Origin of the sequence: Ancylobacter oerskovii (assembly GCF_018390555.1) — a bacterium.
In the GTDB taxonomy this organism is placed as follows: Bacteria; Pseudomonadota; Alphaproteobacteria; order Rhizobiales; family Xanthobacteraceae; genus Ancylobacter; species Ancylobacter oerskovii.
This window is the reverse complement of the sequence record NZ_JAHBGB010000041.1, coordinates 284,492-297,033: the sequence shown is the minus strand read 5'-3', so window position 1 is coordinate 297,033 and position 12,542 is coordinate 284,492. Positions and strand designations below refer to the sequence as shown.

The following is a 12,542-nucleotide window of genomic DNA, read 5'->3' as shown; positions in this document are numbered from 1 at the left end:
ATGACCGCCTCGCTTAACGCAGCTCCGGCGCTGCCCGACATGAAGGTCTCGGTGCGTCAGGTATTCGGCCTCGACGTCGATCTCGAGGTGCCCGCCTATGCCGAGCCCGACGAGTACGTGCCGGACATCGACCCGGACTATCTGTTCGACCGCCCGACCACCCTCGCCATCCTCGCCGGCTTCGCGCATAACCGCCGCGTGATGGTCACCGGCTATCACGGCACCGGCAAGTCGAGCCATATCGAGCAGGTGGCCGCCCGCCTCAACTGGCCGTGCATCCGCGTCAACCTCGACAGCCACATCAGCCGTATCGACCTGATCGGCAAGGACGCCATCGTGGTGAAGGACGGCATGCAGGTCACCGAGTTCCGTGACGGCATCCTGCCCTGGGCCTACCAGAACAACGTCGCGCTGGTGTTCGACGAGTACGACGCCGGCCGCCCGGACGTGATGTTCGTCATCCAGCGCGTGCTGGAGTCCGCCGGCCGCCTGACGCTGCTCGACCAGAACCGCGTCATCCGCCCGCACGGCGCCTTCCGGCTGTTCTCGACCGCCAACACCATCGGCCTCGGCGACACCACCGGCCTCTATCACGGCACGCAGCAGATCAACCAGGCGCAGATGGACCGCTGGTCCATCGTCACCACGCTGAACTATCTGGCGCATGACAAGGAGGTCGAGATCGTCGCCTCCAAGGCCAAGCATTTCCAGACGCCGGAGGGTCGCGACACCGTCGCCCGCATGGTGCGCCTCGCCGACCTCACCCGGCAGGCCTTCGTCAATGGCGACCTGTCGACGGTGATGAGCCCGCGCACCGTGATCACCTGGGCGGAGAACGCGGAGATCTTCAAGGATCTCGGCTTCGCCTTCCGCGTGACCTTCCTCAACAAGTGCGACGAGCTGGAGCGCGCGCTGGTGGCGGAGTTCTACCAGCGCTGCTTCGGCAAGGAACTGCCGGAATCGGCGGTGAACGTCGTCCTCTCCTGAGGGACCGGACGCGACACGCCTCCCTCTCCCCACACCGAACTCGGCTGTTGCCGAGTTCGGCACTTGGAAAGGTCAAAATCGAATACATTCGATTTTGACGGAGAGGGGTGGGGTGAGGGGTCTTCTTCGCCTCCCAATCGCGTCTCCCCTCACCGACCCGCTTCGCGGGCCACCTCTCCCCAACGGGGAGAGGAAAAGAAGCAAGTCATCTAGGGCATCCGCCATGAGCTCTTCGAACCCGTCCAACCGCACGACCCGCACCCCGCCCAAGGAGGCGCCGACCGAGCCGCTCAAGCGCGCGGTGACGGGCTGCCTGCGGGCGATCGCCGGCGACAGGGACCTCGAAGTCACCTTCGGCACCGAGAAGCCGGGCTTCGCCGACGGCCGCATCCGGCTGCAGGAGCCGGCGCGGCGCATGACCAAGCAGGACACCGCGATCATGCGCGGCCATGCCGATTCCATGGCCCTGCGCCTCGCCTGCCACAACCCGAAGGTGCACAAGCGGCACACGCCGGTCGGCCAGCAGGCTCGCGCCGCCTTCGATGCCGCCGAGCAGGCGCGCTGCGAATCGCTCGGCGCGCTGCGCATGGACGGGGTGGCGCTCAATCTCTCCGCCATGCTGGAGGACCGCTACCAGAAGGCCAATTTCGCCCAGCTCGCCGACCGCGCCGACGCCCCGCTGGAAGACGCGGTGGCGCTGATGCTGCGCGAGCGGATGACCGGCATGGCCCCGCCGGCCGCCGCTCGCGAGATGGTCAATCTCTGGCGCGGCTTCATCGAGGAGCGCGCCGGGCTGGCGCTGGACGAGATGGTCGTCCAGGCGGGGGACCAGGAGCGTTTCGCCGAGGCGATGCGCGACCTGCTCTCCTCGCTCGGCATGGGCGAGGACGTCGCCCCCTTCGATGAGAACAACGATCCCTCCACCGATGCCGACGACCAGCGCGAGGACGACAGCGGCAAGGGCTCGGATGCCGAGCAGGACGAGAACAACGAGGGCACCACCGAGGTCGACACCGACTTGTCCTCCGACCAGACGCCGGAAGACAGCGAGGACCAGCAGGAGCAGCCGCAATCCGAGCTCTCCGACGATGCCGAGCTGGGCGAGGCTGATGAATCCTCCGAGCCGTGGAAGCCGCAGAACGCGGTGCCCGCCGAGCCGCGGCCGCCGGAATACCATTCCTTCACGCCGCGCTTCGACGAGACGGTGAGCGCCGACGAGCTCTGCGATCCCGAGGAGCTGGCGCGGCTGCGCGCCTATCTCGACAAGCAGCTCACCCATCTCCAGGGCGTGGTCGCCCGGCTGGCCAACCGCTTGCAGCGCAAGCTGATGGCGCAGCAGAACCGCGGCTGGGAGTTCGACCTCGAGGAGGGCATGCTGGATCCCGCGCGCCTGCACCGCGTGGTGATCGACCCGATGCAGCCGCTTTCCTTCAAGCGCGAGCGCGACACCGATTTCCGCGACACCGTCGTCACGCTGCTCCTGGACAATTCCGGCTCCATGCGCGGCCGTCCGATCACGGTGGCCGCCGCCTGCGCGGATATCCTCGCGAGAACCCTCGAGCGCTGCGGCGTGAAGGTGGAGATCCTCGGCTTCACCACCAAGGCGTGGAAGGGCGGGCAGGCGCGCGAGGCCTGGCTCAGCGCCGGCAAGCCGGCGGCGCCCGGGCGTTTGAACGATTTGCGGCACATCATCTATAAATCCGCCGATGCGCCGTGGCGCCGGGCGCGACGCAATCTCGGCCTGATGATGCGCGAGGGGCTGCTCAAGGAGAACATCGACGGCGAGGCGCTCGACTGGGCGCATAACCGCCTGCTGGCGCGCAACGAATCCCGCCGCATCCTGATGATGATCTCCGACGGCGCGCCGGTGGACGATTCCACCTTGTCGGTGAACCCCGGCAACTATCTCGAGCGGCATCTGCGCTGGATCATCCAGCAGATCGAGGACAAGTCGCCGGTGGAGCTGATCGCCATCGGCATCGGCCATGACGTGACGCGCTACTACAAGCGCGCCGTGACCATCGTCGATGCCGAGGAACTGGGCGGCGCCATGACCGACAAGCTCGCCGAGCTGTTCGACGAGCGGGTCAGCCGCAAGGCCGCGCGCGGCAGCGCCCCGGCGCCCGCCGGCCGTCCGCCGCGCCGTGCCGGCCAGCCGGTACACTGACGGGCTCGTCCCCGGAGCGGCCGCGAGGCCGTCTCCGGGATCGTGCCGGCGTCAGGCCACCTCGCGTCAGGTCCTCCCGCGCAAGGTCCTCCCGCGCATCACCGCGGCCATCAGCAGCCCCGGGATCGCCGGATTGGCGACCTGCACGGCGATCAGCGCCGTCTCGCCGATCAGGCCGGCGAGATAGGCCTTGAGCGACAGCAGCAGCACCGCATGCAGGAGCACGCCGCCGGCGAGGGTGGCGATCACCGCCCGCGCGCCGAGCCCCGGCGTGGCGAGCGCCACCCGGAAGGCCCAGAGCGACAGCGGCAGGAACAGCAGCGCGGCGGTGAGCAGCCCCGGATTGTAGCTCCGCTCCGCGAGCGCCGGCCCGATATGCGCGACGGCGTTCACCGCCGGCACGCTGAAGAAGGCGAGCGCCAGCGCCGGCCGATGCCGGCCGAGCAGCGCATAGGCCGGTCCCGCCACCCACACCACCGGGATGTTCACCGCGGTGATGAAGGCGGGCGGGATCGGGCAGCTCGCCGCGTCGGCATGGCCAAAGGTGCCGCACAACATGCCGCGAAAGGCGTAATGCGCGCCTTCGGCGTCGATGCCGTGCTCCTCGAACTGGTGGATGAGATAGGCCGCCATGGCCGCCCAGGCGAGCCAGACCGGATCGCGCAGGCGCGGCCGGCTCCTGTCGCCGCGCAGGTCGGCGAAGGCCAGGGCGAATAGCAGCGCTGCGGCGAGGCCGAGCCCGATATAGGGCCAGCCATGGGCGAAGGACGGCATGGCCGAAGGCTAGCACCGGCCGCGCCCGCCGGGGAGGCCGCCCCTTGCGGAAGGCAGAACCGTCCCCATATAGGCTTCATCCCAGCCAGAACGGGCTTCCGGCAGTGCAGGCACCTCGTCAGTGCCCCTCCGGATGGAAGTGGGTCAGGACGGATGTACTCCGGCCCGCTTCGTTCCCGCCGGTCGCCTGACGAGCGGCCGGCTCTCTGGCAGGGGTGGTTTCCCGACAGGGTGAAGGTCGCGGCGGTCCCTGCCTCAGGCGGGTTCTCGTCGGAGAGGGGCGCCGCGCCACGCGCGCGGCGGCTTCGATCGTGGCGCGGCCTCACCCTGTCGGGCTCCCGGCCAGAACGGGACTTCCGGCAGCGGCACCTCGTGCCCGGGCGCTTCGTCGGCGCCTACCCGGAAAGCAGGCGGGTCAGGACGGATGTACTCCGGCCCACCTCATGCCCGCCGGCCGCCTGACGAGCGGCCGGCCCTCTGGCCGGATCCTTTTTCGCGTGCAAGCCGGACGCGCGGTCCGGACGCTCACACCCCGAAAGTCGGCCGCTTCTGCCCCGGCTCCTCGTCGGGATAGGGCTCCGGCCCGGGATCGTCGGGCAGATGCGGCTCGGCGATCACCCCCACCGGCGCGGCGCCCACCAGATGCGGCTTGGCCGCCGCCGGCGCGGCCGCAGCCGGTTCGGCTTTCGCGGCGGCCTCCGCCTTGGGTGCGACGTCGATCACCGGCGCCACCGGCGCCGCCACGCTCTCCTGCGCCCGGCTTTCCAGCACGGCGGCGATCGCCGCCTTGGCGCGCTCGGCCTCGTTCTCGAGAAGCGGCGTCGCCGCCACGCCCGGCGGCACCTTCCATTCGAAGGCGTCGAGCTTTCCGGTCACCGGCGAGATCGGCGCCCAGTGCTCGGAGACCACGCCATCGGCCACCCAGGCCGGATCGCGCTGCGCCCGCACCGCGCGGGCCGTCCATTCGCGCGCCTTGCCGACATCTCCCGCTTCCGCCGCCTCCAGTTCCGCCATCAACAGGCAGGCGCGCTGCGTCGGCGCCGCGGTGAGCGGGGCGAGCGCGGTGCGCGCCACCGGGAATTCCTGCGCGTCGATGGCGGCGCGGGCGAGCGTCATCGCGCTTTCGGGATGTTCGGGCATGCGCGAGGTCAGTGTGCGCACCCGCTTCAGCCGCTCGCGCGCCGCATCGCCCGGCCGCAGATGCAGATAGGCATCGGCAAGGCCGGGATGCGGCGTCGCCGCATAGGCGGTCTCCAGGATCTTCGCCGCCTTGCGGGTGTCGCCCGCCAGCCCGAGCAGCCGCCCCGCCACCTCGGCGGCCGGCACCAGCGTCGGGGCGAGCCGCGTGGCCTCCACCGCCTTCTCGCGCGCCACATTGGGATCGGACAGTTCCAGCGCCTGCGCCTGCGCCGCCAGCAGCACCGCCCGCCGCCGGCGGTGCGACGCCCGGTCGAGCCCGCCATGCGAGGCCTCGCGCTCCAGCATGGCGAGCGCCCCGGCGAAATCGCCCTTCACGCAGCGCGCCTCGATCACCGCATCCGCCGCCCAGGCGAGGCCCGGCTCGTGCCGCGCCGCTTCCTCGGCGGTGATCAGCGCCGCGCCGGCGTCGCCGCGGCGCCGGGCTTCCATGTGCAGCCCGCGCAGGCCGAGCAGGCGCGTCGCCGGCGCCTCGGTCATGGCGCGGAAGGTGGCCTCGGCACCGGCCGAATCGCCGGAGAGCTGCGCCGCCTGCGCGGCGAGCAGCTGGGCGAGCGGCTCGCGCCCGAGGAAACGCTCGGCGTCGTTGGCCGCGCGCCGCGCGCCGGTGGCATCGCCGGATCCCACCGCGATGAGCCCGCGCGTCACCGCCGCGAAGCCGCGGTTGCGCCGGCGGTTGCGCCAGGAGAAGGCCAGCATTTCCGGCGAGCGCAGGATCACCCGGATCAGCGTCCAGATCAGGATCGCCGCCGCGAGCAGCACCAGCAGCCCGCTCGCCGCCACCAGCACGCTGGTCTCGATGTGCCAGCCCTGCCAGTCGATGGCGACCGCGCCCGGCCGGTCCGCCAGCCAGGCGATGCCGAAGGCGACGACGCCGAGGACGAGGAGATAGATGACGAGACGGATCACGGCGTCCTCCCCGCGAGTTCGACGATCAACTGGCGGTTCACTCCGGCGACGGCGGCAAGCGCCGCCTGCCGCGCCTCCATGGCGCCGATCACCCCGGCGAGCTTCTGCCTGTCCACCTCCGGCAGGCCGTTGAGGATGGTCAGCGCCTCCGCGACGTCGCCGCGCATCAGCGCGTCGTCCGCCGCCTTTATCGCCGGCTCGCTGGAGGTCTCGCCGGCGCCGCTGCTGCGGCGCACGCTCACCAGCGACGAGGCGCTGTTCCACAATTTGTCGACGAGGCCGGCATCGGCGGGCGCCGGTGCAGCGCCACCGCTTGCCGGGGTCGGAGCCTCGGCCATCGCCGCCTTCAGCCGGCCGGCCAGCACCGGCCCGGTCGGCAGGCCGGCATTGGCGGACGCGTCCAGCGCCGACAGCCCGGCGGCCTTGTCGCCGAGCAGCGTGCGGCTCGCCCGCAACTCCGCCTCATAGGGCACGCCGGCGGCCATCGCCGCCTGCAGCGCCCCGAGCGTCGCCAGCCCGGCGGCAGCGCGGGCCGCCTCGGCCCCGGCCTGCCGCTGCGCCGTCACGTCGTTGACGCGATTCTCCAGCGCCGCCACCCGCGCCGCCTCGTTCTGGCCCTGGGCGGCGGTCTCGCCGATCCGCCCCTCCAGCGCCGAGAGCCGCGCCTCGGCCTGCGCCAGCGCTTCCGGCGACGCCGCCGGAGCCGCGGCGGCCGCCGGCGCCTCCGCCAGAGCGGTGATCCGGCCGTCGGCCGCGGTGATCTTGGCATCGGCAGCGGTCAGCCCGCCTTCCAGCGCCTCGATGCGCGCCGTCAGCTCGGCCGGCACGCCCACGGCCGGCGCGGCGGCGGTCGCCGGCTGGTCTGCCCGCGCCTCCAGCCGCTCGACGCGCTGGCGCAGATCGAGCGCGCGCGCCTCCAGCTCGGTGATGGAATCGATGTTCTGCTCGGCGCTGTAGAATGTGGAGACCAGCGCGAAGGCGACGGCACCGCCCAGCACACCGGCGGCCAGCGCCAGCATGGAGGCGCCGACAAGCCCGAGCGACTGGCGCTTGCGGCCGTTCCCTGCCGTCTCGGCGCCACCACCGCCCGCGGCGGCCGGGCTTTCGGTCCGGGGCGGCGGCGGGGGGGGCGGCGTCAGGTCCTTGGCCGGCAGGTCGAGCGTCACCGGCCGCCGGCGCGGCGCGGAAGACGGAATCGCCGCCGCGGCCTCCACCGGCTCGGCATCGAACGCAGCGGGCTCGTGCGCAGCGGGCTCGTGCGCGGCGGACGTCCCGGCGGCCGGGTCGCCGGCGGGGATATTGGCGGCTGTCCCGGACACGGCGTCGGCGTTCGGCGCCGGCTCGGCCGCCGGGGTCAGCGGATCCGGCTTCGCCGGCTCCTTGCCTGTCGGGTTCTGCTTCGCCGCTGGTCGCCTGGCCACCTTGCACCCCTCTTCCGATCTTCGCCGCCGGTCCCTTGGGGATAGACCGCCGGCCGGCCCGCCGCAACCTCGCGCCGCGACCCGGGCAGTCTGCGGCGCGCGATCATGGTTTACGCCGACAATAACGCGAAAAGCGCGTTTTCGTTTGGCGCTGCGGCAATGCGTACCGGCCAGCCGGCCGCCTCCAGCGGCGCCGCCACCTTGGCCGAGAAGCACAGATGCGTGACCTGGCCGAAGGCGGCCGAGAGCCCCGCCTCCGTCGCCCGCGCCGCCAGCGTCGCCGCCGTGCGTGGGGAAAAATGGAAGGCGACGTCGATCCGCCCGTCCCGCGCCGCGGCGATCGTCGCCGGCGACAGCGCGGCGGCCGGCACGGCGCGATAGAGCGTGAACAGCTCGACCGCGATGCCCTCGTCCGCCAGCGCCGCGCCGAGATCCACCGCCCGGTCCTCGCCGCACACATGCAGCAGCCGCGCCCCGCGCGGCAGCCCGGCGCGCAGCAGCTCGGCCAGCGCCGCGCCGTCGCCGCCGGCCACGCGCGACGTGGCGCCCTCGGGCGCCGCCTGGGCGGTGCGCCAGCCCACCGTGTAGAGCGGCAGCCGCCGCAGCTCCGCCCACTCCGCCCGCGCGCCCAGCGCCCGCGCGCCGTTGACGCTGGTCAGGGCCAGCGCGTCGAACCGCCCGTCCGGCAGCCGCGCCGCGCCGATCGCCTCGACGGCCAGCATCGGATCGACGAGGCCCTCATGCCCCGCCGCCGCGAGCCGCGCCGCGGTGGCGGCGGCATCGGGCTGCGGGCGCGTCACCAGCACGCGCATCGGCGTGACTCCCGAACTTGGCTCCCGAATTCGGCTCCCGAAATGGGCTCAGCCTCCGAACAGGCCGGCCGGCACCATGCGCTTCATCTCGCGGCCCCAGTGGCGCCCCAGCGCCTCCGCCTCGCCCAGCGGTCCCTGGCGGACGATCTCGTAAGAGGCGCTGCCGTCCGGCTTGAGCACCATGCCGCGAAAGCGCACCGTCTCGTCGTCCACCTCGGCGAGGCCGCCGATCGGGGTGCGGCAGGAGCCGTCGAGCTCGGCGAGATAGGCCCGCTCGACGCTGACGGCGAGGCCGGTGCGCCCGCAGGCCACCGGCGCGAGCAGCGCCGCCACCTCGTCGTCGCCCGCCCGCGTCTCGATGGCGACCGCCCCCTGCCCCACCGCCGGCAGGAAATCGGCGGTGCCGAGCACGGCGCTCGCCCGCGCCTGCAGGCCGAGCCGGGTCAGCCCGGCCAGCGCCAGCAGCGTGGCGTCGAACGTGCCGTCGTCCACCTTGCCCAGCCGCGTCTGCAGATTGCCGCGCAGCAGCGCCACGTCGAGGTCCGGCCGCAGCCGCCTGAGCTGCGCCTCACGGCGAAGTGAGGCGGTGCCCACCCGCGCGCCCCGCTTCAGGCTGGCCAGCGGATGCCCCTCATGCGGCGCCTGCCCGGCCGGCAGCACCAGCGCGTCGCGCACATCGGCGCGGGGGAGGTAGCCGCCGAGAATCAGCCCCTCCGGCAGCCTTGTCGCCATGTCCTTGGCCGAATGCACCGCGAGGTCGATGCGCCCGTCGATCAGCGCTTCCTCCAGCTCCTTGGTGAACAGCCCCTTGCCGCCGGCCTGCGCCAGCGCGCGGTCGGTGATGGCGTCGCCGGTGGTGCGGATGACCTCCACCGCCACCGCGCCGGCCTCCCAGCCATGCGCCTTCAGCAGGGCATCGCGCACCGCATGCGCCTGCCACAGCGCCAGCGGGCTGCCGCGCGTCCCCAGCTTGAGCCTCGGCGGTTCCTGTGGAAGCGATTGCGTCATGAGGTCCTGCGATGCTAGCGGTTCTTCAAGGGTTCAGAACACCGGCGACAAGCGTAAAGTCAATGAGCGATCTTCTGCTGCTCGGCATCGAGACCACCTGCGACGAGACGGCGGCCGCCGTCGTGCGTCGGCGCGAGGACGGCAGCGGCTCGATTCTGTCGAATATCGTGCTCTCGCAATTCGACGACCATGCGGCCTATGGCGGCGTGGTGCCGGAGATCGCCGCCCGCGCCCATGTCGAGGTGCTGGACGACGTCGTCGCCCGTGCCCTGCGCGCCGCCGGCACCGGCCTGCCCGACCTCGACGGCATCGCCGCCGCCGCCGGCCCGGGGCTGATCGGCGGGGTCATCGTCGGGCTCACCACCGCCAAGGCGCTGGCGCTCGCCGCCCGCAAGCCGCTGGTGGCGGTCAATCATCTGGAAGCCCATGCGCTCACGGCGCGGCTCACCGATTCGGTGCCGTTCCCCTATCTGCTGCTGCTGGTCTCCGGCGGCCACACCCAGCTGGTCTGCGTCACCGGCGTCGGCCGCTACGAGAAGCTCGGCGGCACCATCGACGACGCCATCGGCGAAGCCTTCGACAAGACCGCCAAGATGCTCGGCCTGCCCTATCCCGGCGGGCCGGCGGTGGAGCGCGCCGCGCTCGGCGGCGATCCGACCCGCTTCGCGCTGCCGCGTCCGCTGCTCGGCCGGCCGGAACCCGATTTCTCGCTGTCCGGCCTCAAGACCGCGGTGCGACTGGAGGCGTTGAAGATCGCCCCGCTGTCGGACCACGACGTCGAGGACCTCTGCGCCGGCTTCCAGGCCGCCATCGTCGATATCGTCACCGATCGGGTGCGCTACGGCCTCCGGGCGATGCGCGAGCGCGGCCACGCCCCCAGCGCGCTGGTGCTGGCCGGCGGCGTCGGCGCCAATCAGGCGGTGCGCCGCGCCCTGCACAAGGTGGCGGCCGATGGCGGCACCCGCCTCGCCGTGCCGCCGCCGGAACTCTGCACCGACAATGGCGCCATGATCGCCTGGGCCGGGGCCGAGCGCCTCGCCCTCGGCCTGCGCGACGGGCTCGACGTCTCGCCGCGCGCCCGCTGGCCGCTGGGCGAGGTCGAGGCGCAGCGACCCTCCGCCGCATGAGCGCGCGCTTCCGCCGCATCGGGGTGGTCGGCGCCGGCGCCTGGGGCACGGCGCTTGCCAACGCCGCCGCCCGTGCCGGCCGGGACGTGGCGCTGTGGGGCCGCGATCGCGGCATGGTCGAGGCGATGGCGCGCAGCCGCCGCAACGAGACGCATCTGCCCGGCGTCGAGCTGGCCCCCTCGGTGTCGCCCGCCGCCGCGCTGCATGCCATGGAGGCGTGCGACGCGGTGCTGCTGGTGGTGCCGGCGCAGGCGAGCCGCGAGGTCGCGACCGCCCTCGCCCCGCATCTCAAGCCCGGCACTCCCCTCGTCACCTGCGCCAAGGGCATCGAGCGCGGCACCTCGCTCTTCATGACCCAGGTGCTCGGCGAGGCCTGCCCGCAGGCGGTGCCCGCCATCCTCTCCGGGCCGAGCTTCGCCGCCGACGTCGCCGCCGGACTGCCGACGGCCGTCACCCTCGCCGCGCCGGATTTCGCCCTCGCCGAGGCGCTGTGCACGGCGCTCGGCTCCCCCTCCTTCCGGCTCTATCACAGCGACGACGTGCGCGGGGTGGAGATCGGCGGCGCGGCGAAGAACGTGCTCGCCATCGCCGCCGGCATCGTCGGCGGACGCGAGCTCGGCGCCAGCGCCGCCGCCGCGCTCATCGCCCGCGGCTTCGCCGAGCTGTCGCGCTTCGGCCGCGCCTTCGGCGCCCGCCCGGAGACGCTGACCGGGCTTTCCGGGCTGGGCGACCTCATCCTCACCTGCTCGACGCCGCAATCGCGCAACTATGCGCTGGGGCTGAATCTCGGGAAGAACAACGAGTTCCCGCCGGGTGGCAAGCTGGCCGAGGGCGCGCTCACCGCCTCCGTGCTGGTGGCGATGGCCGCGCATGCCGGCATCGACATGCCGATCGCCCGCGCGGTGGAGGCGGTGCTGTCGGGGCGGGAAGACATCGAGCAGGCGATCGGCTCGCTGCTGGCACGGCCGCAAAAGGCCGAGGCGTGACACAGGCGGAAGGGTGGAAGGAAAAATGGCGCATTGGCTCTACAAGTCCGAGCCCTTCAAATGGTCCTGGCAGAACCAGCTCGACGCCGGCGCCAAGGGCACCCATTGGGACGGCGTGCGCAACCATCTGGCCAAGCAGCAGCTGCTGGCGATGAAGCTCGGCGATCGCGGCTTCTTCTACCACTCCAACGAGGGCAAGGAGATCGTCGGCATCGTCGAGGTGATCCGGGAAGCCTATCCCGATCCCTCCGACCCGACGGGCAAGTTCGTCATGGTCGACATCAAGGCGGTGGAGAGCCTGCCGAAGCCGGTGACGCTCGCCGCCGTCAAGGCCGAGCCGCGTTTGTCGGAAATGGCGCTGATGCGCTTCTCCCGCCTCTCCGTGCAGCCCGTCACCGACGAGGAATGGGACATCGTCCTGTCCATGGCCGGGGCCAGGTGAGGGCGGCGATCGAGGATCCCGGCGCCTTCATCCGCGCCGAAACCCGCCCGCGTCCGGTGCCGCTGGTGCCGGAAATCCGGCTCCACGTCGCCGACGAGGCGGTGCCGATCTGGCAGCGCACCGAGGAGGAGCTCGGCGAGATGGGCCTGCCACCGCCCTTCTGGGCCTTCGCCTGGGCCGGCGGCCAGGCATTGGCCCGCCATGTACTGGACAATCCCGGGATCGTCGCCGGCAAGCGCGTGCTGGATTTCGCCTCCGGCTCCGGCCTCGTCGCGCTGGCGGCCCGGCTGGCCGGCGCCCGCGCGGTGGAGGCGGCGGACATCGATCCCTTCGCCCGCGCCGCCATCGCGCTCAATGCCGGGCTGAACGGCCTCGACGCCATCACCGCCTGCGAACGCGACGTGCTCGGCCGCGACGAGGGGTGGGACGTGGTGCTGGCCGGCGACATCGCCTATGAGCGCGACCTTGCGGCGCAGGTCTTCGCCTGGCTGGAAGCGCTCGCCGCCCGCGGTGCGCAGGTGTGGATCGGCGATCCCGGACGCAGCTACCTTCCGCGCGAGCGGCTGGAGAAGCTGGCCGAATATGGCGTGCCCGTCTCGCGCGAGCTCGAGGACAGCGAGATCAAGCGCACCGCCGTCTGGCGGCCGAAACCGTCCGGCTGATCGCGCGGGTTGCGGCATACCGACCAAAGTCTCGCGCCGGCCATGCTTGT

11 protein-coding genes are annotated in these 12,542 nt (G+C 72.5%); 6 read left to right on the top strand and 5 right to left on the bottom strand.

The window, feature by feature from the left end; translation table 11 throughout:
• A complete protein-coding gene (gene cobS / locus KHC19_RS19970) occupies positions 1 to 987 on the top strand; it encodes a cobaltochelatase subunit CobS (RefSeq protein WP_213354816.1) in 987 nt (328 codons plus the stop codon).
• Positions 988 to 1,210: 223 nt separating this feature from the next.
• Entirely contained in the window at positions 1,211 to 3,154 is a 1,944-nt protein-coding gene (gene cobT, locus KHC19_RS19965; protein WP_213354813.1) for a cobaltochelatase subunit CobT, read from the top strand.
• Positions 3,155 to 3,220: 66 nt separating this feature from the next.
• Here cobT and KHC19_RS19960 read toward each other — a convergent pair whose 3' ends face one another.
• The 5 genes from KHC19_RS19960 to hemC form a co-directional block, all read right to left on the bottom strand.
• A complete protein-coding gene (locus KHC19_RS19960; protein ID WP_213354810.1) occupies positions 3,221 to 3,928 on the bottom strand; it encodes an HXXEE domain-containing protein in 708 nt (235 codons plus the stop codon).
• A gap of 525 nt (positions 3,929 to 4,453) precedes the next feature.
• The gene (locus KHC19_RS19955) at positions 4,454 to 6,034 is read right to left on the bottom strand and encodes a heme biosynthesis protein HemY (protein WP_213354807.1); all 1,581 of its coding nucleotides are present in this window, start codon (positions 6,032 to 6,034) and stop codon (positions 4,454 to 4,456) included.
• A complete protein-coding gene (locus tag KHC19_RS19950; RefSeq protein ID WP_213354804.1) occupies positions 6,031 to 7,455 on the bottom strand; it encodes a hypothetical protein in 1,425 nt (474 codons plus the stop codon). Before KHC19_RS19950 ends, KHC19_RS19955 begins: the two co-directional genes overlap by 4 nt.
• Positions 7,456 to 7,565: 110 nt before the next feature.
• On the bottom strand, positions 7,566 to 8,267 hold the full coding sequence (locus tag KHC19_RS19945) for a uroporphyrinogen-III synthase (protein ID WP_213354802.1): 702 nt from the start codon (positions 8,265 to 8,267) through the stop codon (positions 7,566 to 7,568).
• Positions 8,268 to 8,315: 48 nt separating this feature from the next.
• Entirely contained in the window at positions 8,316 to 9,275 is a 960-nt protein-coding gene (gene hemC, locus KHC19_RS19940) for a hydroxymethylbilane synthase (protein ID WP_213354800.1), read from the bottom strand.
• A 62-nt stretch (positions 9,276 to 9,337) separates the two neighbouring features.
• On the opposite strand from hemC, the gene tsaD reads away from it, so the two are divergent.
• From tsaD to KHC19_RS19920, 4 genes are read left to right on the top strand one after another with little or no spacing between them, the layout of a single operon-like run.
• A complete protein-coding gene (tsaD, locus tag KHC19_RS19935) occupies positions 9,338 to 10,402 on the top strand; it encodes a tRNA (adenosine(37)-N6)-threonylcarbamoyltransferase complex transferase subunit TsaD (RefSeq protein ID WP_213354797.1) in 1,065 nt (354 codons plus the stop codon).
• On the top strand, positions 10,399 to 11,388 hold the full coding sequence (locus tag KHC19_RS19930; RefSeq protein WP_213354782.1) for an NAD(P)H-dependent glycerol-3-phosphate dehydrogenase: 990 nt from the start codon (positions 10,399 to 10,401) through the stop codon (positions 11,386 to 11,388). The genes tsaD and KHC19_RS19930 overlap by 4 nt, the downstream gene beginning before the upstream one ends.
• 25 nt (positions 11,389 to 11,413) lie before the next feature.
• On the top strand, positions 11,414 to 11,830 hold the full coding sequence (locus tag KHC19_RS19925; protein ID WP_213354768.1) for an EVE domain-containing protein: 417 nt from the start codon (positions 11,414 to 11,416) through the stop codon (positions 11,828 to 11,830).
• A complete protein-coding gene (locus tag KHC19_RS19920) occupies positions 11,794 to 12,492 on the top strand; it encodes a class I SAM-dependent methyltransferase (RefSeq protein ID WP_213354766.1) in 699 nt (232 codons plus the stop codon). Before KHC19_RS19925 ends, KHC19_RS19920 begins: the two co-directional genes overlap by 37 nt.
• Positions 12,493 to 12,542 lie beyond the last annotated feature (50 nt).

Excerpts from the sequence above, each read along its gene's own strand:
- tsaD (WP_213354797.1), top strand. The coding sequence starts at position 9,338 with ATGAGCGATCTTCTGCTGCTCGGCATCGAGACCACCTGCGACGAGACG.
- cobS (WP_213354816.1), top strand. The coding sequence starts at position 1 with ATGACCGCCTCGCTTAACGCAGCTCCGGCGCTGCCCGACATGAAGGTC.
- KHC19_RS19925 (WP_213354768.1), top strand. The coding sequence starts at position 11,414 with ATGGCGCATTGGCTCTACAAGTCCGAGCCCTTCAAATGGTCCTGGCAG.
- hemC (WP_213354800.1), bottom strand. The coding sequence starts at position 9,275 with ATGACGCAATCGCTTCCACAGGAACCGCCGAGGCTCAAGCTGGGGACG.
- cobT (WP_213354813.1), top strand. The coding sequence starts at position 1,211 with ATGAGCTCTTCGAACCCGTCCAACCGCACGACCCGCACCCCGCCCAAG.
- KHC19_RS19930 (WP_213354782.1), top strand. The coding sequence starts at position 10,399 with ATGAGCGCGCGCTTCCGCCGCATCGGGGTGGTCGGCGCCGGCGCCTGG.
- KHC19_RS19960 (WP_213354810.1), bottom strand. The coding sequence starts at position 3,928 with ATGCCGTCCTTCGCCCATGGCTGGCCCTATATCGGGCTCGGCCTCGCC.
- KHC19_RS19945 (WP_213354802.1), bottom strand. The coding sequence starts at position 8,267 with ATGCGCGTGCTGGTGACGCGCCCGCAGCCCGATGCCGCCGCCACCGCG.
- KHC19_RS19920 (WP_213354766.1), top strand. The coding sequence starts at position 11,794 with ATGGGACATCGTCCTGTCCATGGCCGGGGCCAGGTGAGGGCGGCGATC.